The 22,118-nt window shown below is 54.2% G+C and carries 11 protein-coding genes and 1 pseudogene; 10 read left to right on the top strand and 2 right to left on the bottom strand.

Annotated elements, in window-relative coordinates; translation table 11 throughout:
• The first annotated feature begins 6 nt into the window (after positions 1-6).
• The 5 genes from treS (at position 7) to VAE55_RS02935 (ending at position 12,931) form a co-directional block, all read left to right on the top strand.
• Complete coding sequence (gene treS, locus VAE55_RS02955; RefSeq protein ID WP_322814327.1) at positions 7-3,369, top strand: maltose alpha-D-glucosyltransferase; 3,363 nt, start codon at positions 7-9, stop codon at positions 3,367-3,369.
• Positions 3,370-3,428: 59 nt separating this feature from the next.
• Positions 3,429-5,462, top strand: a complete 2,034-nt coding sequence (gene glgB, locus VAE55_RS02950; RefSeq protein WP_322814326.1) for a 1,4-alpha-glucan branching protein GlgB — start codon at positions 3,429-3,431, stop codon at positions 5,460-5,462.
• Between the two features lie 267 nt (positions 5,463-5,729).
• Complete coding sequence (gene treZ, locus VAE55_RS02945; protein ID WP_322814325.1) at positions 5,730-7,508, top strand: malto-oligosyltrehalose trehalohydrolase; 1,779 nt, start codon at positions 5,730-5,732, stop codon at positions 7,506-7,508.
• Positions 7,509-7,538: 30 nt separating this feature from the next.
• Positions 7,539-9,977, top strand: a complete 2,439-nt coding sequence (locus VAE55_RS02940) for a DUF3536 domain-containing protein (protein WP_322814324.1) — start codon at positions 7,539-7,541, stop codon at positions 9,975-9,977.
• Positions 9,974-12,931 carry a malto-oligosyltrehalose synthase gene (locus VAE55_RS02935; RefSeq protein WP_322814323.1) on the top strand — a complete coding sequence of 986 codons (2,958 nt, stop codon included), beginning with the start codon at positions 9,974-9,976 and terminating at the stop codon, positions 12,929-12,931. Before VAE55_RS02940 ends, VAE55_RS02935 begins: the two co-directional genes overlap by 4 nt.
• A 326-nt stretch (positions 12,932-13,257) precedes the next feature.
• Here the strand turns inward: VAE55_RS02935 and VAE55_RS02930 are convergent, their stop codons facing one another.
• On the bottom strand, positions 13,258-13,506 hold the full coding sequence (locus VAE55_RS02930) for an NAD(P)H-dependent oxidoreductase subunit E (RefSeq protein ID WP_322814322.1): 249 nt from the start codon (positions 13,504-13,506) through the stop codon (positions 13,258-13,260).
• Positions 13,507-13,762: 256 nt separating this feature from the next.
• The gene (purB, locus tag VAE55_RS02925; protein ID WP_322814321.1) at positions 13,763-15,163 is read right to left on the bottom strand and encodes an adenylosuccinate lyase; all 1,401 of its coding nucleotides are present in this window, start codon (positions 15,161-15,163) and stop codon (positions 13,763-13,765) included.
• Between the two features lie 236 nt (positions 15,164-15,399).
• On the opposite strand from purB, the gene VAE55_RS02920 reads away from it, so the two are divergent.
• The 5 genes and pseudogenes from VAE55_RS02920 to VAE55_RS19090 all read left to right on the top strand — a co-directional run bounded on the left by VAE55_RS02920 (position 15,400) and on the right by VAE55_RS19090 (position 21,852).
• Positions 15,400-15,894 carry a MarR family winged helix-turn-helix transcriptional regulator gene (locus VAE55_RS02920; RefSeq protein WP_322814320.1) on the top strand — a complete coding sequence of 165 codons (495 nt, stop codon included), beginning with the start codon at positions 15,400-15,402 and terminating at the stop codon, positions 15,892-15,894.
• 482 nt (positions 15,895-16,376) lie between these two features.
• On the top strand, positions 16,377-18,197 hold the full coding sequence (locus tag VAE55_RS02915; RefSeq protein WP_322814319.1) for an efflux RND transporter periplasmic adaptor subunit: 1,821 nt from the start codon (positions 16,377-16,379) through the stop codon (positions 18,195-18,197).
• Between the two features lie 20 nt (positions 18,198-18,217).
• Positions 18,218-19,465: an ABC transporter permease gene (locus tag VAE55_RS02910; RefSeq protein WP_322814318.1), complete on the top strand. Its 1,248-nt coding sequence runs from the start codon at positions 18,218-18,220 to the stop codon at positions 19,463-19,465.
• Between the two features lie 318 nt (positions 19,466-19,783).
• Positions 19,784-20,767, top strand: coding sequence for a DNA cytosine methyltransferase (locus tag VAE55_RS02905; RefSeq protein WP_416181163.1), 984 nt, complete (start codon positions 19,784-19,786; stop codon positions 20,765-20,767).
• Positions 20,764-21,852: pseudogene (locus VAE55_RS19090) on the top strand (restriction endonuclease). The gene VAE55_RS02905 and the pseudogene VAE55_RS19090 overlap by 4 nt, the downstream one beginning before the upstream one ends.
• Positions 21,853-22,118: the final 266 nt, after the last annotated feature.

Genomic DNA, 22,118 nt, shown 5'->3' with positions numbered 1-22,118 from the left:
AGTGGCATGAACCGTGTACGCCCGGCCAAGACGCCGACTCTGTTAGCCGATGATCCGCTCTGGTACAAAGATGCGGTCATCTACGAATTGCACGTGCGCGCTTTTTGCGATAGCAATGGCGATGGCATTGGAGATTTTCCCGGCCTGACCAGTAAGCTCGATTATCTCCAAGATTTGGGCGTAACGGCAATCTGGCTGCTCCCCTTCTATCCCTCACCGCTGCGCGATGATGGCTACGATATAGCCGATTACACGAACATTCATCCCAATTACGGCACACTGGCTGATTTCAAGGTGTTTATTCGCGAAGCCCATCGGCGTGGGTTGCGCGTTATTACCGAGCTTGTCTGTAACCACACCTCTGACCAGCACCCCTGGTTTCAACGTGCCCGGCGGGCCAAGCCCGGTACTTCAGCCCGCAATTTTTATGTCTGGTCGGACACACCCGACCGCTACAAGGATGCCCGGATCATCTTCAAAGATTTTGAGACCAGTAACTGGACGTGGGATCCGGTAGCGCAAGCGTACTACTGGCACCGCTTCTACAGTCATCAACCCGATCTCAACTTTGAAAATCCGGCTGTCCAGCGGGCTGTCTTCAAGGCGATGGAGTTCTGGCTTGATCTGGGCGTCGATGGCATGCGTCTCGATGCCATCCCCTACCTCTACGAAGCAGAGGGAACCAATTGCGAGAACCTGCCGGAAACCCACGCCTTTCTCAAACGCTTACGTAAGCATATGGACGAAAAGTACCAGGGGCGTATGTTTCTCGCCGAGGCCAATCAATGGCCGGAAGACGCGGTTACCTATTTCGGGGATGGCGATGAGTGCCATATGGCCTTTCACTTCCCGGTAATGCCCCGGCTCTTTATGTCGGTTCACCTTGAGAATCGCTATCCGATCATTGATATTATGCGGCAAACGCCGCCAATACCCGACAATTGCCAGTGGGCAATCTTTTTGCGCAATCACGATGAGCTGACCCTCGAAATGGTCACCGACGAAGAGCGTGACTATATGTACCGGGTCTATGCTCGTGATCCCCAGGCCCGAATTAATCTCGGTATTCGCCGGCGACTGGCACCATTGCTCGGCAACCATCGCCGCAAGATCGAGTTAATGAACGGATTGCTCTTCTCGCTGCCCGGCACACCGGTGATCTATTACGGTGATGAGATCGGGATGGGCGATAACATCTACCTCGGCGACCGCAACGGTGTGCGCACGCCGATGCAGTGGAGCGGTGATCGGAATGCCGGTTTTTCGCGGGCCAATCCTCAGCAACTCTATCTGCCGATAATTACCGATCCGGAGTATCACTACGAGACGGTCAACGTCGAGACGCAAAGCGCCAATCAGCATTCATTGTTGTGGTGGACGAAACGCCTGATTGCACTACGGAAGCGTTACGCTGCATTTGGCCGGGGCACGCTCGAATTTCTCTACCCCGAAAATCGTAAGGTGCTCTGTTTCCTGCGCAAAACCGAGGATCAGATTCTCCTGGCCGTTTTCAATCTGTCGCGGTTTGTTCAGGGTGTCGAACTCGATCTCTCGCCGTACCGTGGCCTGATGCCGGTTGAGCTGTTCGGTCAGGTGGAATTTCCACCGATTGGCGATCAGCCCTATTTCCTGACCCTTGGCCCACACAGCTTCTACTGGTTTACGCTGACACCGCAACGGATTGAAGGAGTACGTTTGCCCATACCCCAACCTGAAACCGAACTGGTTGAGATTCCGGTTGATGCGATTGAGTGGGATGCGATCTTCTACGATGGCCGGCAGGCGCGGCTTGAGCGAGTCTTACCCGATTACCTGCGTTATCGGCGCTGGTTTGGGGCCAAAACACGCAAGATCAAACAGGTGCAGGTGAGCGAGTTTGCCCGTCTCGATTATGCCGGTGGCCCGGCCTACCTGACCCTGTTGCAGGTCAACTATGTTGAAGGCGCCCCAGAAACCTACTTGTTGCCGATGGCATATGCCGAAGGCGAGCGCACCGACCAGATACTGGCCGATCAACGCCACATGGTGATCGCCCGCCTACGGGTTGGCCGCCGACCTGAAGCCGGTATCCTGTACGACCCACTCGGTGAGCGTCGCTTTGCGTCGGCGCTCCTGGAACTGATAATCGGACGACGCCGTCTACGGGGTGAAGCCGGTGGCGAGCTGGTGGGTGGCACGACCCGTGCGCTCCGCAAGCTCCTCAGCGGTAGTGATGGCCTGGAACCGAGTTTGATGCGTGGCGAGCAGAGCAATTCATCGATCAATTTTGGTGGCCGGCTCATTATGAAGCTCTTCCGTAAGATCGAATTGGGCCGCAATCCCGATCTGGAACTGGGACGTTTCCTGACCGAAGAGGTTGGGTTCCCCCATACACCACCGGTAGCCGGCTACATTGAATATCTGCGCGGCAAAGATGAACCGTTGACGCTGGCAATCGTTCAGGGCTATGTGCAGAACGAAGGTGATGCCTTCGATTACGCGCTCGATGTCGTGCGCCGCTACTATGATACGGTGCTCACCTGTACCGATGTCGTGCCACCAGTTGTGAGGGCAAGCGTTGCCGGCATGCTCGCGGCTGCGCATCAGCCACCGCCTGCTCTGGTCGAGGAATTGATCGGTGGTTACCTCGAGTCGGCACGCCTGCTCGGCCAGCGAACTGCGGAGATGCACCAGGCGTTGGCCAAAGGGAGTGGGCCGACGATGGCACCTGAACCCTTCTCGACCCTCTACCAGCGCTCGATCTACCAGAGCATTCGGAGTTTGATCGGACGCACCCTGCAGGATTTGCGGAAACTGCTGCCTTCGTTGCCAGCAACCGTTCGTCCGGCGGCAGAGCGTGTTACCCAGAGTGAAGAGGCGCTCCTGGCGCGATTGCAACGGATTACCGGTGACAAGATCGAGACGGTGCGTATTCGCATTCACGGTGACTACCATCTCGAACAGGTGCTCTTCACCGGCAAAGATTACATGATTATCGACTTCGAGGGTGAACCACTGCGCCCAATCAGCGAGCGGCGGATCAAACGCTCACCGTTGCGTGATGTGGCCGGCATGTTGCGCTCATACCAGTATGTCGCCTATGCCGCTCTGTATGCCCACGATGGCTCAACCAGAAGCGCTGAAGAGATCGAGCGACTTCAGCGCTGGGCTGATATGTGGAGTTTCTGGGTCTGTGTAGCCTTTCTTAATGGCTATCTGACTACAGCCGGCCATGAAGCATTCGTCCCCCAGGATCAGGCCGATCTCGAAGCCCTGCTCGAAACGTTTGTCGTCGAAAAAGCCGTTTACGAATTGGGTTACGAGATGAACAATCGCCCTGACTGGCTGCCGATCCCGATCAACGGCATCTTACGCCAGATTGAAGAATGATCACTGCCGCCGATGTTCCTGCACTACCATCGGCTTGAGGCACTATAAAGGAGGCTGCAATGAGTGATACCGAAAAACCTCGCCGCACCCGCCGTAAACAGGTGGCGAATACTAATGATCCTTCCACGACACTGACGGCCTCGACCACGGATGCACCCACCGCAACCCATAAGGAACCTTCGGCAGCTGCTCGTGCCATGATGACTAGTATCCTCAGTGAGGATGATATTTATCTGTTCAACCAGGGCACCCATTACCGCTTGTACGACAAATTTGGGGCTCAGCCGGTTACCCTGGAAGACGTGCCGGGCACCTATTTTGCGGTTTGGGCACCCAATGCCGAGTATGTGGCCGTGATCGGCGACTGGAATAACTGGGATGCCGGTGCCAACCCGCTCCGGCAGCGCGGCTTTTCGGGTGTGTGGGAGGGATTTATCCCCCACGTCGGCAAAGGCATGCGCTACAAGTTCCACATCGCTTCGCGCTACTACGGCTATCGTGAAGACAAGACGGATCCCTTCGGCACCTACTTCGAGGTCGCACCGCAAACGGCTGCCATTATCTGGGATCGCGATTACACCTGGTCGGATCAGCAGTGGATGAGCGAACGGGGGCAGCGGCAGCGCCTCGATGCGCCGATCTCCATCTACGAAGTGCATCTGGGATCGTGGCGGCGCAAACCGGAAGAGGATAACCGTCCGCTCAATTACCGTGAACTGGCCCACGAGCTGGTCGAGCACGTGAAAGATTGTGGCTTTACCCACGTTGAGCTGTTACCGGTCACTGAGCATCCCTTCTACGGCTCCTGGGGGTATCAATCGACGGGTATGTTCGCGCCGACCAGCCGGTACGGGACGCCGCAAGACTTCATGTATTTCGTGGATTATCTGCATCAACACGGGATTGGGGTGATTCTCGATTGGGTGCCCAGCCATTTCCCAACCGATGGCCATGGGCTGGCCTACTTCGATGGTACCCATCTCTACGAACACGCCGATCCGCGTAAAGGCTACCACCCAGACTGGGGAAGCTATATTTACAACTACGGTCGGAACGAGGTACGGAGCTTCCTGATCAGCTCGGCGCTCTGCTGGCTGGATAAGTTTCATATCGACGGGATACGGGTTGATGCAGTAGCAAGCATGCTCTACCTCGACTATTCGCGCCGAGCCGGCGAGTGGATTCCCAACGAATACGGTGGGAATGAAAATCTGGAGGCGATTAGCTTCCTGCGCGAATTGAACACCCAGATTTACAAGTACTACCCCGATGTGCAGACCATTGCCGAGGAGAGCACGGCCTGGCCGATGGTATCGCGACCGGTCTACGTTGGTGGATTGGGCTTCGGCTTCAAGTGGGACATGGGCTGGATGCACGATACCCTGCAGTATTTCCGGCGCGATCCGATCTACCGGCGCTTCCATCACAACGAGTTGACCTTCCGTGGCCTCTACATGTTCAGCGAGAACTACGTGCTACCGCTCTCGCACGATGAGGTCGTTCACGGCAAAGGGTCACTGCTCGACAAGATGGCCGGCGATGTCTGGCAAAAGTTTGCCAACCTGCGCCTGCTCTACAGCTATATGTTTGCTCAACCCGGTAAAAAACTGCTCTTCATGGGTGGTGAATTCGGACAGTGGCGCGAATGGTCACACGACACCAGCCTGGACTGGCACTTACTGATGTTTCCCTCCCATCAGAGCATACAACGATTGATCGGCGATCTTAACTGTCTCTACCGTACCGAGCCGGCCTTGCACGAACTTGACTGCGATCCGCGCGGGTTTGAGTGGATCGATGCCAACGATGCCGATGCCAGCGTCTACAGCTTTCTGCGCAAGAGCCGCAACGGCGAGCAAATCCTGATCGTGATCAATGCCACGCCGGTCGTGCGTGAGGATTACCGAATTGGGGTACCGGTGGGTGGCTGGTGGCGTGAATTGTTCAATAGCGACTCGGAGTACTATTGGGGAAGTGGGCAAGGCAACGCCGGCGGTGTGATGGCCGAAGCCATTCCAACCCATGGCCGGGAGTTTTCATTGCGACTGCGCCTGCCGCCCCTGGGTGCGCTCTTCCTGAAATCTGCCGGCTAAGTGCTACCACTGCAAGACGCACGTTTAGCGTGCTTCCATTTCGTACCTGCTGATTGTTCGTGCTACACTTGACCGGGAGTGACTTGCCGACGTGAGTTACTCCCGGCTAACGCAGCGACCCCGTTGCTGCGTTCGTCGCAACAGCATTGCTTCCTGCCATCCCTGGTTGACCGTACATCCCGTTCTCAACGAAACTGCACTTCGTACCAGGACAGCATGGTATACGACACAAACAGGTTTTCTGCCTATATATCAAGAGGTCTAGCGATGTTTGATCTTCCTCTCCCTGGCGCAATCTATCGCGCCGATGGTACAACTGCCTTCACCTTATGGGCACCGACTGCAAACCGGGTCGAACTGATGTTACTCGACCCCACACCGCAGACGATAGCGATGCAACCGATTGGCTATGGCTGCTGGCATGTGGTTACCACGGCAGCACCGGGCAGTCGCTACCGCTATCGCTTTGACGGCAACCGCGAGCGACCCGATCCGGCTTCACGTTGCCAGCCTGAAGGAGTGCATGGCCCGTCCGCTGTTGTCGATCACGCTTTTGCCTGGACTGACACGGCATGGCGGGGTGTACCGCTCTCCGACCTGGTCATTTACGAACTCCACGTTGGCACATTTACCCCGGAGGGAACGTTTGAGGCGATTATTCCTCACTTACCGCTTTTGCATGATTTGGGGATCACGGCCATTGAGCTAATGCCAGTGGCACATTTTCCCGGTGTCCGCAACTGGGGGTACGACGGCGTGTACCTCTACGCACCCCACACCGCCTACGGTGGAGTGACCGGTTTGAAACGGCTGGTCGACGCCGCTCACGCGCATGGCATGGCCGTCCTGCTCGATGTGGTCTACAACCACTTTGGCCCGGAAGGTAATTATTTGTGGGATATTGCCCCTCCGGCCTTCACCAATCGCTATCAGACGCCGTGGGGTGCTGCAATCAACTACGATGGCCCGGAGAGTGATCTGGTGCGCTGGCTGATCATCGAAAATGCGCTAGAGTGGCTCCGCGAATATCATATCGACGGCCTGCGCCTTGATGCGACGCACGCGATCTTTGATGTATCGCCCTACCACGTCCTCGAAGAGCTGGCGGATCGGGTGCAGGCTCAGGCCATCCGTCTGGGACGACCGGCGTATCTCTTCGCCGAACATCCACTCAACGATCCGCGTTTTGCCCGCCCCAAGGTATTGGGAGGTTATGGGTTAAGCGGTGTCTGGTCGGATGATTTTCACCATGCGTTGCATACATTGTTAACGGGAGAGCGGCGCGGGTATTACGAAGGCTTCGGCAGCATCGAACAGATGGCGACTGCGCTCGAACGGAGTTTTGTCTTCGCCGGGGAATACTCACCACATGCCCGCCGCCGTTTTGGGCGTGATCCGTCTGATCTGGCAGTCGAGCAGTTCGTGGTCTTTGCCCAAAACCACGATCAGGTCGGCAATCGCGCATTGGGTGACCGGCTGGGAGCAACGCTGAGTGAAGCGCAGATGCGACTGGTCGCAGCAACTGTGCTACTCAGCCCGTATACACCATTGATCTTCATGGGTGAAGAGTACAACGAACCGGCACCGTTCCAGTATTTTACCGACCACAGCGATCCGGCACTCATCGAGGGGGTACGCGAGGGGCGCAAGCGCGAATTTGCATATTTTCTCAGTCCAGGGCAGGAGGTACCCGATCCCCAAGACCCGACCACCTTCACCCGCTCGAAACTCAACCATGCGCTGCGCACCGTTGGTCGCCACGCCGCGCATCAGGCATTCTACCGGGAACTATTGTCACTCCGCCGCGTCCTACCCGGCCTGCGCCAACGACCGCGAACCCGCATCGTTGATCGGGTAATTGTTGTAGAATGGCCTACAATCAGGTTACTGCTCAATTTTGGGGCCGAACCGGCCCGGATTAAATTGACTCCTGACACCTGGCGCATCCGCATGGACAGTGCTGATCCGCCATCGGCAACCTTCAACAATGGTTGGGTAACATGTGTCGGCCATAGTGCTGTCTTACTGACAGCAGAAGCGTCATAACCGTTTACGAGTATTCTGGGAGCGTGCATCATGGCCGAGCGGCTGATTTGTATTCATGGCCACTTTTATCAACCACCACGCGAAAACCCGTGGCTTGAAACAATTGAACAGCAAGACTCGGCGTATCCATACCACGACTGGAATGAGCGGATTACTGCCGAGTGCTATGAACAAAACGCCGCTTCACGTATTCTGGATAGTCAAAACCAAATTGTTCAGATTGTCAATAACTACAGCCGGATCAGCTTCAACTTTGGGCCAACGCTGTTGACCTGGCTGGCCGATCATGCACCGCAGGTGTATCAGGCTATCCTGGATGCCGATCAAGAGAGCCAGCGCTATTTCGGGGCCGGTTCAGCAATGGCCCAGTGCTACAACCACCTGATTATGCCACTGGCGGCCCGCCGTGATAAGGTGACGCAGGTCATCTGGGGGATTCAGGATTTCAAGTACCGGTTTGGTCGCGACCCAGAAGGGATGTGGCTACCGGAAACCGCCGTTGATCTTGAAACCCTCGATGTTATGGCTATGCACGGAATTCGCTTTACCATTCTGGCCCCAACGCAGGCCAGTCATGTGCGCCACATCGGCGAACTGATTTGGCACGATGTCAGCGGTGGCCGGATCGACCCCACCCAGCCGTATTTGGTCAAATTACCGGAAGGACGGTCGATCACGGTCTTCTTCTACGATGGCCCGGTGGCCCGTGCCGTTGCCTTCGAGCGCCTGCTGAGTAGCGGTGTGGGTTTCGCCAACCGTCTGGCCAGTATCTTCAACGACCAGCGTCCGTGGCCGCAATTAGCCCATATCGCTACCGACGGCGAAACGTATGGGCATCATCACCGCCATGGTGACATGGCGCTTGCCTATGCGTTGCACTACATCGAACAAACCGGGCTGGCGCAGTTGACGAATTACGCCGCCTACTTGCAGCGCTATCGGCCAACCCACGAAGTGCAGATCATCGAGCGAACGTCGTGGAGCTGTGCGCATGGGGTCGGGCGCTGGATGAGTGATTGTGGTTGTAATACCGGTGGCAATCCGGGCTGGAATCAGGCCTGGCGTGCTCCCTTACGCGCTGCCCTCGATTGGCTCCGCGACACGATTGCCCCCCGCTTCGAGGGATACGCCCGTCGCTTACTCGTCGAGCCATGGGCTGCCCGCGATGACTACATCAGCGTCATTTTGAATCGTTCACCGGAGAACATCGCCGCCTTCATTGGCCGTCACGGTCGTGGCCGGCTCGATGAGGGTCAGCGGATCGCGGTGCTGAAGCTGATGGAATTGCAGCGCCACTTGATGCTCATGTATACCTCGTGTGGCTGGTTCTTCGACGATCTGAGCGGGATTGAGACCATTCAGGTCATGATGTACGCCGGACGGGCACTGCAACTGGCGCACGATCTGTTTGGCGAGGATTTCGAGGCAGAATTTCTTGATCGTCTGGCACAGGCGCGGAGCAATCTACCGGCCCGTGGCAATGGTCGCGATCTCTACGAACGCCATGTACGCCCGGCAATGGTCGACCTGCGTAAAGTGGGTGCTCACTACGCCATGAAGACCCTCTTCAACGGTGTAGGTGAGCGTGAACAAATCTACGCCTACACGGTTGACCGTGAAGATTACCATCTGTTGCTGGCCGGTAAATCGCGTCTGGCCATGGGACGGATTCACATTCAGTCGACGATCACCGGTGAATCGACCCGCCTGAGCTTTGGCGTGCTGCATCTCGGCGATCACAACATTTCGGGTGGCGTCCGGGCGTACCAGGGCGAACAGTCATACCGGCAACTGATTGAAGAGTTAAGCGAACTCTTCCTGCGGGCGGATATTCCGGGTGTGATCCGCATGGTTGATCGGAATTTTGGTCAGGAACAGTATTCGCTCAAGCTACTCTTCGGCGATGAGCAGCGCCAGATTCTGCATCGCATCCTCACCTCAAGTCTGGCCGAGGCGGAAGCCGCGTATCGTCAAATCTACGAAAACCATGCCCCACTCATGCGGTTTCTCGCCAGTATAGGTATGCCGGTGCCGCGTGAATTTCAGATCGCCGCCGAATTTGCCATCAATACCGAACTACGCCGCCTGTTCGAGGCTGAACCACTGGATTTTGATCGGATCAATAGCCTGTTACGAGAAGCCCAACGGTCGGGCGTTACCCTCGATAGCGACGGACTGAGTTACGCGCTATCGCGGACAATCCGCTCAATCAGCGAGCAATTCCAGTTAACGCCAGAAGACCGTGGATTGTTGACGCAGCTCGATGCCGCCGTTGGCCTGGCCCGCAACCTGCCTTTCGAGGTTGATGTCTGGTATACGCAAAATGTCTACTACGAGTTGTTGCAAACTGTGTATCCGCAAATGAACATTGAAGCAGGTGAAGGCTATGCTGATGCCCATGCGTGGTTACGTCTCTTTCGATCATTGGGTGTCAAGTTACGCTTTCGCCTACCACCAGGAGAGCCATGATTGATGTAGAACTGCATGTTCCGCGTGCAACCTATCGCCTACAGTTGAATGCCGACCTGACCTTTGCCGACGTTGCTCGCTACGTCCCCTACTTCGTTGAGCTTGGGATTAGTGATCTCTACTTCTCCCCCATTCTAACCCCTCGCGCCGGTAGTCGTCATGGCTACGATATTACCGATCACACCCATCTCAACCCCGAACTAGGAGGTGAAGAGGGGTTTGCCCATCTCGCAACCGTATTACGCGAACACCACCTGGGGCTGATTCTCGATGTCGTCCCCAACCATATGGGAATTGGCGATCCGCGCAACACCTGGTGGCGCGATGTGCTCGAAAACGGGCCAAGTTCGATCTACGCACCGTACTTCGATATCGACTGGGACCCGGTACCACCCGAATTGCAGGGGAAAGTGTTATTGCCGGTGCTGGGTGACCAGTACGGCGTCATCCTGGAGCGGGGCGAGCTACGGTTGTCCTACGACAATGACGGCGGTTTCAGCCTCAACTACTGGGAGCATCGCTTCCCCCTCAATCCGCGGAGCTATGCCGACATTCTCACCCACCGCCTCGATGAGCTGCTGAATGAATTGGGCGCAGATCATCCCGACGCCATCGAATTGCAGAGCATTATCACTGCTATCGGTTATTTACCGTCTCGCCACGAAACCACGCCTGATCGGGTGATCGAGCGCAACCGCGAGAAAGAAGTAATTAAGCGTCGAATCGCAACGTTGATCGAAGCCAGTGAACCCGTTCGTCAGATGGTTGAACGGGCATTAGCTGACTACAATGGCATACCCGGTGATCCACACAGTTTTAACTTACTTGATGCCTTGATCGCCCGCCAATCGTACCGCCTTGCATTCTGGCGGGTCGCCACCGAGGAGATCAACTATCGTCGCTTCTTCGACATCAATGACCTGGCAGCGATTCGGGTTGAACTACCTGAAGTATTGCAGGCCACGCATGATCTGGTGTTGCGCTTGTTGGCTGAAGGAATTGCTACCGGCGTTCGGATTGATCACCCCGATGGACTGTGGCAGCCAGCAGCCTACTTTCGCCAATTGCAAGAGAGTTATCTGCGCTACCGGGCCGCATTCCACTTCGGTGGGAGTGCTCCCCCTGATCTCGACGACCAAATCCGTCAGCGCCTGACCCAGGCCGAACGTGGCGAGCGCTCCTGGCCCCTCTACATTGTTGCCGAGAAGATTCTTAGCCACGGCGAACCATTACCTGCCGATTGGGCCGTGGCCGGTACAACCGGCTACGACTTTCTCAACCAGATCGGTGGCGTATTGATTGACCGCAGCAGTCAACGGGTGTTCAACCGTCTGTACACCCAGTTCACCGGCCCCCAACCCACCTTCGCCAACCTGGTCAACAGCAAAAAGAAGGAGATCATGCTGGTCTCACTGGCCAGTGAGGTCAATACCCTGAGCCATCTCCTCGACCGGTTGAGCGAGCATACCCGCCGCTATCGCGATTTTACCCTCAACAGCCTGACCTTTGCGATTCGCGAGGTGATTGCGGCGATGCCCGTCTACCGCACGTATATCAGCCTGGATGGCGTTGTCAGCGAGCGTGACGAACAGGCGATTCGCTACGCAGTGCGTGAAGCCAAACGACGCAATCCGCGCACGGCTGCCCAGATTTTCGACTTTCTGGAAGAGACGTTGCTCTTGCGCAATCTCCACCATTTTGCCCCCGAAGCGCATGCCGAGGTCCTGCGTTTCGTGATGAAGTTTCAGCAGTTAAGCGGGCCGGTGATGGCGAAAGGGGTTGAAGACACCGCATTCTACGTCTACAACCGGCTGGTAGCCCTGAATGAAGTTGGTGGGCATCCTGAACTCTTTGGATGTGAAGTTACCGACCTGCATCAGGCAGCTCAGGAACGGCAACAACAGTGGCCGCACAGTATGGTGACGACATCAACCCACGACACCAAACGCAGCGAAGATGTGCGCACCCGCCTCAGTGTCCTCAGCGAGGTACCTGATGAGTGGCGACGGCACGTGGCACGCTGGAGTCGCTTTAATGCCGCGAAGCGCAGCACCATTGAGGGTAGTACGGCACCAACCCGGAACGACGAATACTTGCTCTACCAGACCCTGGTTGGCACCTGGGAGGGGATGGAACATCTGGACAGTTTCACCGCACGGATGGTTGCCTATATGGAAAAGGCAACCCGTGAAGCGAAGGTCAACACGAGCTGGATTAATCCGAACCCAGAGTATGATGCAGCCGTACAACGGTTTGTGACCGGTATCCTCGATCCGCGTCGCTCGCGGCGGTTTCTGGAGAGTCTCGACAGCTTTGCCCGGCGCATCGCCTTTTTCGGTCGTTTCAACAGTCTGACCCAAACCCTCGTGCGCCTGACAACCGCCGGTATTCCTGATCTGTATCAGGGTTGCGAACTGTGGGATTTCAGCCTGGTTGATCCCGACAATCGACGACCGGTCGACTTTGCCCGGCGGGCTGCGCTGCTGGCCGCCATCCGTCGGCAACGCGCACAGAACGGTACAGCGGCGCTGGCTGCCGATTTGCTGGCCACAGCCGCTGATGGACGGATCAAGCTCTACACAATTGCCACTGTGTTAGAGCTACGCCGCGACCGCCCCGAACTCTTTGCCTATGGCGAGTATGTACCCCTGTACGCCGAAGGGCCGGCAGCCGGACATGTCATCGCCTTTGCCCGTCGCCATTCAACTGCCGGCGAAGCGGTGACTGTCGCACCTCGTCTCACCGCTCGCCTGAGTGGTGGACAGGAAGTGCCACCGCTTGGCGACCTCTGGGGAGAGACATGGCTCCCGTTACCCGACACCCTACCGGGTATACGTTACCGCAACCTGTTCACCGACGAATGCCTGACCGTCGTCGAACACCATGCTGGTGCCGGCCTGGCAATGGCCGAGGTACTTGGTCACTGGCCGATAGCGCTACTGGTGCGCGAGTAAGGGTGGTTCGCCAGACGTTCAGACTGCCAGGAAAGTGCCGGGATGGCGGATAACACCCCTATCCACCATCCCGTTTCCCGCCAGCACCATGTCTGCTCCAGAAGGCACCGCTACGGGAGCAGCCATATCCCATCCGGTATCAACAAAAGCACGGTACGCTACCAGATATCACCCTGACAATGCACCAGAGCGCGGATGCGTTAAACCGATGCGTTTATACCGGCAACGATCCATCAGCGGCTTGCCGGTGTATCTGCCACGAGCATGCCCTGAGCGATAGATGTCTTTGTGCGAGAGGTGGTATAGAATGCTCTCCGCCACAAACCCTATTCCGGAGACCTCGTTACCGCGTGCAATCGCGATTCTACGATTTCGCTCAATTGTTGTGGAGTAACGCGGGGAAAATAGTCGTATTCCAGCATCACCGCCGGCACATCATCGCATGCGGCCATGCAATCAAGTTCAACAATGCATAGCGCACCGGGATACGCTGTACGCAATCGTGACAGTGTCTGCCAGATGTCGGGGCGGCTACGGGAGCAAAGCCGGCAAATCGTCAGTTCAATGACGGCCATTCCCTGCCTGCCTTTCTGCTATGACTGTTCATTTCGAGGATACAGATGTAATGGCATCTCATCGTGCTATTGTCGCTGTGTCATCTGAGCGTCTCTACACCGGCATTGACTCTTAAACAGATCTATTCGGCACCTTTCTACAGTGTACACTCTTTGTCAATAGATTGCAAATACAAAATCGTGCATGTACCTACAACAAACTCTTCCACTGCCACGCCATCGATCATCGTGACAGTGGAATTATATTGCACTATCGCTACGTCCAGTTACCAACTGTCGCCTCATCACGTAGTTGGGCAAGCTTGACTGCCAGACCGATATACGCCGCAGGTGCGAGCGCCTGCAACTCGGCCCGCACCGCATCACTGACCGGTAAACTGTCGATGAAGCGGGCAATATCTTCGGCAGTCAGCGCACGACCACGCGAAAAAGACTTCAACAACTCGTAGGGTTCAGCAAAACCCTCACGGCGGAGGATTGTCTGAATAGCCTCGGCCAGGACTTCGGGATGCGCTTCGAGATCGCGACGCAAGCGGGCGCGATCAACAGCCACTTTTTGCAGTCCGCGCAGCAGGCGCTGGTAAGCGAGGAGACAATAGCCGAAGGCCAGGCCCAGATTACGCAAGACCGTGCTGTCGGAGAGATCGCGTTGGAGGCGCGAAACCGGTAGCTTACGACTGAACAATTCAAGTAACGCACCGGCCAGCGCCAGATTGCCTTCGGCGTTTTCAAAGTCGATAGGATTCACCTTATGCGGCATAGTTGAAGAGCCAACCTCACCGGCCCGGGCCGCCTGTACCAGATAACCATCGCTAATGTAGCGCCAGCAATCCTGGCTAAGGTCGGTCAGAATTGCGCCAATCCGTTTGAGCGTATCGCAGAGCGCTGCCAGTGTGTCGTGCGGTTCAATCTGGGTCGTGAGCAAGATCGGTTCCAGATCGAGCGAACGCACAAAGGCACGCGAGAATTTTAGCCAGTCGATCTGGGGCAGGGCAACGTGGTGGGCGGCAAAAACACCACTTGCGCCGTTGAGCTTACCGGTGATCTTGATCGCCATCATGTCGTTGATCGCCCGTCGTAACCGCATAAAGAAGACATTCATCTCTTTGCCGAACGTCGTTGGCGTCGCGGGTTGCCCGTGCGTGCGGGCCAGCATCGGTGTCGCTGCTTCCTCGTCGGCCAACTGCCGAATGCGTTCGAGCAAGGACTCAAGTGCCGGCAGCAAGACCATTTCACGTGCCTCTTTGACCATCAGCGCATACGCCAGATTGTTCACATCTTCAGAGGTTAGCGCGAAATGCACCGCTTCCAGATGACCGGTTAAACCGAGTGTTGTTAACCGTTCGCGTAACCAGTACTCAACCGCTTTCACATCGTGATTGACACGCCGATCCCATGCCGCAATCGCCAGCGCATTATCATCACCAAACTGGCGGTAGAGGGCACGGAGCGCAGCCTGTTGCGGCGGGGTCAGCGGCGGGACAAAATGGATGCCACGGGCACGTGAGAGAAAGATAAGATATTCCACCTCTACCCGCACACGATAGCGAAAGAGAGCAGCTTCACTGAAAAAGCTAGCCAGACTTGCCACATCAGCACGGTAACGGCCATCGAGTGGTCCCAATGCCGCCAGCCGCGTCATATCGTCTGTTGTCATACTTGCCTCCTGTTCCACGAATTGTTGCCGTTACGAAGGGTACCATAGAAATCGCAAGTGGTGAGTAACGAGCGATTACTGACGCCGTTGGCGTTGAATGTCTGAAGCAAAGACATGATATTAGCTGTGCAAGACATTGACATTCGTAAAACAATAGGGTACGATGGTTATCAGAGGTTCAAATATTTGTCTTCAGAATTATTCTCTCCTCAGCATATTTGCCTGCGAGGAAATGCATGAACGAACAAGAGGCTCGTGCTCATCACACGCATGTCATTGATGACATCGTCCGCCAGATCACCTGGCAGAGCCAGAAGCAGTTATTGCAAACGTTGAGTCGACCCGAGATTGGGTTGACATTACCGCAAATGGTGACGCTCTTTGCCATCCGTGAGGCGGGCCTGTGTCGGATGAGTGATCTGGCCGACATTACGCAGCAATCCGCGGGCACGTTGACCGGTATTGTTGACCGTTTGATTGAAGAGAATCTGGTTGGACGGGTACGCGACGCCGAAGATCGCCGGGTCGTGCAAGTGATGCTTACCCGTCAGGGAGAGCAGCGGCTGGCGTTAGTCGAGGAAGCCCGGCGCGCCGATATGGATCGTATCTTGTCTCGCTTCAGCCTGGAACAATTGCAAGAACTCACACAGTTGCTCCAATTGTTGCTCGATGGGATCAATGAGTTGATTGGCTGTCGCGATCTTGAACGTAACGCGAATATGGTCGAGTAAACCACCCTTGGTGTCACAATTGACGACGGGTGATGTTGCCCTTGCCCTTCTCCGGTCTTTTCGAGATATTACCATCTTTGAACGCTGCGTTGGATCATACTCGTTTCGTACCCACCGATGCCTGTATCGGGTCGTCTGGAGTGCAAACGTCTGGCTTCCACACCTGCCGCGATCCGGATCGGGTGAGGGTGGTGCAAGCCAGCCCGAACGTGTGTCCGTCAGGTGGGTTATATCAAAGTCGCCCACACCGCCAACATGTCAGTATGCAAACGCTGTTCTGATACCGGTATGGCAGACTGCTGACGTGCTGTGTTACCAAAACGCTCCCAATTCTTTGACTGTGCCATCGATTATGCAAGTCACTTCCCGTAGCGCAACATCCTAACCTTGCATACCGTCAAATGTACCGTTTACCGGTAGTAACTCGTAGTATGATGATACTGATGTGTATAATTGTGCGTACGCAGTATTGAGGCTTTCGTATGAGTCAATCATCACGCCCTCACCGTCGTCAAAATCGTCTTGGATGGGGAATCGGCATTCTCATTATTACTGGTGTTCTTGTAGCTGGTTTCTTTATTTTTAACCGTGACCAACCTTCCGGTGTCAGGCTCAACTATGCCCTCGCTCGCCCACAACGCAGCCCAATCAGTGCAACAGTGAATGCCAGTGGTTCTATTCAACCTCAGCAGGTGATCGATCTCACTTTCGCCAGCAGTGGTCTGATCAGTGAGGTCCTGGTACAGGTTGGCGATCAGGTAGCAGCCGGTCAGGTGCTGGCCCGACTTGACACTCGCGATCTGGAATTGCGGGTCGATCAGGCTGCGGCCCAACTGGCGCAGGCGCAGGCCAGCCTTGATCGGTTGCGGGCCGGACCGAGTGCTGCCGAGGTCGCTGCGGCAGAGGCCCAACTGGCGCAGGCGCAGGCGCAGTTACGCCAGACAACCGGTAATGTTACCGAGCAGGATTTGGCGGCAGCGCGGGCCCAGGTTGAACAGGCACGGGCGAGTCTTGAACGGCTATTGGGTGGACCAAAGGCCAGTGAGGTAGCGCAGGCGCAGGCGCAGGTGGATCAGGCAGCCGCAGCATTACAGGCACAACGTGATTCACTTTCGGCGGCAAAGACGCGGGCTGAATCGCAATTGTTGCAAGCCGCCAATACATTACGCGACCGCCAAGCCGAGTATAGCCGTATTTACAACGAAAATCGAGAGCGCGAGCAGCAACTGGCGCGCTTCGGGCAGTCGTTACCACAATCAGCGCTCGATGCTGAAGCAGCAGCACTGCGAGCGGTAGAGAATGCCGAAGAGCAGATGCGGCAGGCTCAGGTAGCCTATGAGCAGGCCAGGCAGGCCGAGATTACCGGCATTACCCAGGCCGAAGCTCAACTACGCAATGCCCAGGCCAACCTCGATCGCATATTAGCCGGCGCCGATTCAGATCAGGTAGCCGCAGCCCGTGCTCAGTTAGCCCAGGCTGAAGCCAATCTGAATAAGCTGCTCGGCGATCAGCGAGCCGGCAGTCTGGCTGCGGCCAATGCGGCGGTTGCCAGTGCGCAGGCAAATCTGCAACGGATCACCGCTCCTCCGAGCGAGGCTGATCTGGCCAGCGCTGAAGCGCAGGTCGCCAGTGCCCGGGCCAGCCTGTCGCAGGCGCAGCTTGCCCTGGAACGGGCAACTCTGACCGCACCTATTGCCGGAGTGGTAGCCGAGGTGAATCTGGAAGTTGGTGAGTTCTATAACGCTGCACAACCGGCCGTGGTATTGGCTGATCTGAGTGGTTATTACGTTGATGTGACCGTTGATGAAATCGATGTCGCCCAGATTGCGGTTGGTCAACCCGCTATTCTCGTCCTCGATGCGCTGCCTAACCTCGATCTGCGTGGAACGGTTGCCCGCATCAATCCGCTCTCCATTGTGCAATCCGGGGTTACTGCCTATACCGTGCGGATTGTGACTGATGATCCACCCGCCTCAGTGCGCCCGGGTATGTCGGCAAGCGCCGATATTATCGTGGCCGAGAAGAGTGAAGCGCTGGTCGTACCTCGCCGGGCAATCCGTGCTGAAAGTGGGCAGTTTTTTGTTGATGTGACGACCGATCCGGCGCTGTGTTCACTCGACATTGCGCAACGTCCGGTGCAGCCATCGCTACAGGCGGTTGCGGTGCAAACCGGCCTGAGCAACGAACAGATCATCGAAATCAGTTCAGGGAATATCGATGAAAACAGTTGTGTCTATGTCCCTGGCGTCGATGCCCGTATCGATCTCTTTAGTGGCCCACCTCCCGGTGTACGCGGACGCTAAGCTAAACGGAGCAGGTAACGATGAAGCTGATTGAAGCGTTGCGGATCGCTTTCGCCAGTTTACTGGCCAATAAACTGCGCACCATTCTGACTATGCTCGGGATCATTATCGGGGTAGGCGCTGTCATCGCTCTGTTGGCGCTAGGTGGTGCTATTCAAACGCTGGTAACCAGTGAGTTGCAGGGATTAGGGAGTAATCTGGTGTTTCTCTTCGCGGGAACGAATGACCCAGAGACGAATCGCCGGGTACCGCCTCGCCTGACCAATGAAGATATTGCGGCTATTGCTGATCCGCTGAATGTACCGGCAGTGGCAGCGGTTTGTGCCGAGTTCAGTCGGCGGGCACTTACCACGTATAGCGGTGTTAGTTATGATGCGTTGATTGCCGGTGTGAGTGCCAATTATCCGCAGGTACGCAATGCCCGGGTGGCAAAAGGCACGTTCTTTGACGAACGTGCACTTGAACTGCGCTCACGTGAGGCAGTGTTGGGGTATCGTGTTGCCCAACGTCTCTTTCCGAACGATGCCGATCCGGTGGGCCAGCGGATTCGGATCAACGGTATCGGGTTTCAGGTGATTGGCGTCATGGCCGAGCGCGGTGGTAGTTTCGCCTCAAATGAAGATGATCAGATCTTTGTTCCTCTGACCACAGCCCAAGACCGTCTCTTTCCACCTGCCCAAAATGTGACCCGGCGCGTGGAGGTGAGCGTCGTTTACATTCAGGCTCGGGATGAAGATAGCATCGATGAGTTGATCAATCAGGTTACCGTATTGCTCCGGCAACGCAATGGGCTGACCTATCAGGACAACAATTTTACCATCGTCACTCAGCAAGACCTGGTAAGCTCATTTGCGACGATTACCGGTGCAATTACCATCTTCCTCGGTGCCATTGCCGCTATCTCGCTGGTGGTTGGCGGGATCGGGATTATGAATATTATGCTGGTCAGTGTGACGGAGCGCACACGCGAAATCGGTTTGCGCAAAGCGGTTGGCGCCCGGCGCAATGACATCCGGCTTCAGTTTCTGGTTGAAGCGACCGTGCTCAGTTTAATGGGTGGTATCCTCGGCATTGGCCTGGGGTATGGATTAGCAGCGATTGGGACAGCTTTACTGGCCAATTTCTCGCCGAACGCTCGCGCTGAAGTAAGCCTTGATGCAATTCTGCTCGCAACCCTTACCTCTATCGCAGTTGGAATATTTTTTGGCCTGTACCCGGCTGATCGCGCTGCCCGCCTCGATCCGATTGCAGCACTGCGCTATGAGTAGGAGAGCAGAGGAGACATGCTCTGATATGCTCTCTTACCTGCCTTACGATACTCGTGCCAGATCATTTGGTGTGTAGAAACATAGCTTATTCCATACACTTCGGTTTTTTGTGGGAGTACGTATCACGCAGTTGATCACACTGAGTTTTACATCGTGTGCTATCTCTCAAATAATTTCAATGAAGTACCTGATTGACTACCCGCCTGCTTTCCAGTATAATCTTTTGCACAGGTGTTCTACTTCGATCTCAGCAAACTTGTGAGGTAAGCAGTGAGAACTAATTTACTGGAACAGACTAGCACACAATCTCTCAAAGATTTGTCCCTATTTGCTGCCATTAGTGCCAATTCTTTTATAACAGAACAAACCTTTTCTGTAGTTTCTCTATTTTCAGGCTGTGGAGGAATGGACCTGGGATTCAAGGGAGGTTTTGAAGTATTCGGGAGATATTACCCTAGATTACCATTTGAGATTGTCTGGGCAAATGATATAAACGAGGCAGCATGTAGAACATATAGAAGAAATATCAACGAAAACATAGTTTGTGGAGATATTTGGGATGTCATGGATAGCATGCCCAAAAATGTTGATGTTGTGATTGGTGGATTTCCTTGTCAAGACATCTCTATCAATAATATCAGAGGTTCAGGTGCTATTGGAAAACGTAGTAGCCTTTACAAAGCCATGGTAGAAACAATTAGAATAACTAAACCCAAAATATTCATTGCAGAAAATGTCAAAGGCTTGCTAATGCGTCATAATAAATCGTCATTACATCAAATATTAGAGGATTTCAAATCTTTAGGTTATGAAATATCATATAAATTATATAATGCAGCAGATTATGGTGTTCCACAAATCAGAGAGCGTGTATTCATTGTTGGAACTCAGCAAGGAAGGGCAAAGTTTGTTCCACCAGAGCCTGAAAGGAGTGGAAAGGATTGGATGACTGCTCGTGAAGCTATTAGCGATCTTGAATGTCTCGAAGCTAATCCTGAAATAAATCACATATGGAGCTTAGCCAATCGAAGCCCTGAACAGGGTAATAGACAACTTGACCCAAACAAACCTGGTTACACAATCCGTGCAGAATGTCACGGAAACATTCAATTCCACTATTCTCTTCCGAGACGTATCTCGATGCGTGAAGCAGCTCGCATTCAGTCGTTCCCTGACAATTTTATTTTCGAGTCTAAATTAAGGGAAACAGAGCGACAGGTAGGTAATGCTGTTCCCCCTGTATTGGCATGGCACATTGCGAATGCAGTTCTCAATTACCTTAGAGACTGGTGTCAGGTATGACTGTAGAAGAATTTGAGAAGATATTAGACGACGTAGTACGGATGCTCAATCAAGACCTAGAAAGGGGGCAAGCATTTAAATCTGCCAAAGACTTTGAAAGACCGTCGGGGTTGTGCAACGATATCTCAGCCCTTGAGGGGCAAGCATTTAAATCTGCCAAAGACTTTGAAAGTCGAGTACGCGAAGTACTTGATGAGTTTATGCAGGATAAAGGTCTAGTTGTTGATTTTAACCCCCATCCTCATGCTTTTCCAGACATCACTTTGGGGGAATTTGGCATAGAGGTGAAGTTTACCTTACATGATACATGAAGAAGTGTTGCAAATAGTATTGTGGAGTCAACTAGAAAATCAGGTATTCTTTACATATACATAGTTTTTGGCAAAATGGGAGGTAAGTCAGAGGTTAAATGGGCGAGATACGACGACTGTGTTATACATGTGAGGACTACACACGTGCCACGATTCGAGGTAGAAATCAACTCCAAAAGGAGATCACTATTTGAGCAAATGGGTATTACCTATAACGAATTCAATACTTATTCGATAGAGCAAAAGATGCACTATATTCGCGAATATGCGAGAAAAAGGTTAAAACCTGGTGAGCGTCTTTGGTGGCTAGAAGAAAAAGCAGAGCTAGAGCATTCGCTTCCTATTAAAGTTCGCTTGTATACCAGTCTGCCTGACGAAGAAAAGAGGATGTTAAGAGCTGAAGCTGCTTTACTATGCCCACAAATCGTTAGTCCTTCTGGGCTTAGACATAAATATGATGATGTAGTACTTTACCTGCTTACATATCACGGCGTAGTATGTCACCAGGTGCGAGATTTATTCTCTGCGGGTAGCGTAGGCCTACCTCGCAACACAAAGCGTGGAGGTATATACATACAGAGGGCACTCCAGGATATAGAGGCCGAAATGTTTGAAGCAGCTATGCGACTGGATATTGAACTCTTTGAGGAATATTGGGGAGAGCGGGTAGAACCACAAGATCGAATTGCCAAATGGTTAGATAAAGCAGATAAGTATGCTCGAGATTGGGTGCCTTCCAAAGTATTATTTACAAGTAAAAGAGATGCACTGTAATAAAGCAGTAATGTTTTACATATTAATCAAAATGATTCCAAAGAACGATCAACATGCTACGATAAAAAATACACTTGAAAAACCAGTCGTTCATACCGTAAACTACTCGTCGGTAAAAATCCTCTCGAACAAAGCGCTGCATCTCATCCCAGTACAACTGATAATCCAATTATATCTATCCTGGGCATTGTTGTCTGAAATGAATAAATGTACAGTGTAAGCAAAACGAGATTATGGATATGCCAACCTGACAACATAATGTGCTG

Origin of the sequence: Chloroflexus sp., assembly GCF_034432675.1 — a bacterium.
In the GTDB taxonomy this organism is placed as follows: domain Bacteria; phylum Chloroflexota; class Chloroflexia; order Chloroflexales; family Chloroflexaceae; genus Chloroflexus.
Note: the sequence above shows the minus strand (reverse complement) of the source record. Positions and strands in the feature narration are given on the sequence as shown.

Excerpts from the sequence above, each read along its gene's own strand:
- VAE55_RS02930 (WP_322814322.1), bottom strand. The coding sequence starts at position 13,506 with ATGGCCGTCATTGAACTGACGATTTGCCGGCTTTGCTCCCGTAGCCGC.
- purB (WP_322814321.1), bottom strand. The coding sequence starts at position 15,163 with ATGACAACAGACGATATGACGCGGCTGGCGGCATTGGGACCACTCGAT.
- VAE55_RS02920 (WP_322814320.1), top strand. The coding sequence starts at position 15,400 with ATGAACGAACAAGAGGCTCGTGCTCATCACACGCATGTCATTGATGAC.
- glgB (WP_322814326.1), top strand. The coding sequence starts at position 3,429 with ATGAGTGATACCGAAAAACCTCGCCGCACCCGCCGTAAACAGGTGGCG.
- VAE55_RS02915 (WP_322814319.1), top strand. The coding sequence starts at position 16,377 with ATGAGTCAATCATCACGCCCTCACCGTCGTCAAAATCGTCTTGGATGG.
- VAE55_RS02935 (WP_322814323.1), top strand. The coding sequence starts at position 9,974 with ATGATTGATGTAGAACTGCATGTTCCGCGTGCAACCTATCGCCTACAG.
- treZ (WP_322814325.1), top strand. The coding sequence starts at position 5,730 with ATGTTTGATCTTCCTCTCCCTGGCGCAATCTATCGCGCCGATGGTACA.
- treS (WP_322814327.1), top strand. The coding sequence starts at position 7 with ATGAACCGTGTACGCCCGGCCAAGACGCCGACTCTGTTAGCCGATGAT.
- VAE55_RS02910 (WP_322814318.1), top strand. The coding sequence starts at position 18,218 with ATGAAGCTGATTGAAGCGTTGCGGATCGCTTTCGCCAGTTTACTGGCC.
- VAE55_RS02940 (WP_322814324.1), top strand. The coding sequence starts at position 7,539 with ATGGCCGAGCGGCTGATTTGTATTCATGGCCACTTTTATCAACCACCA.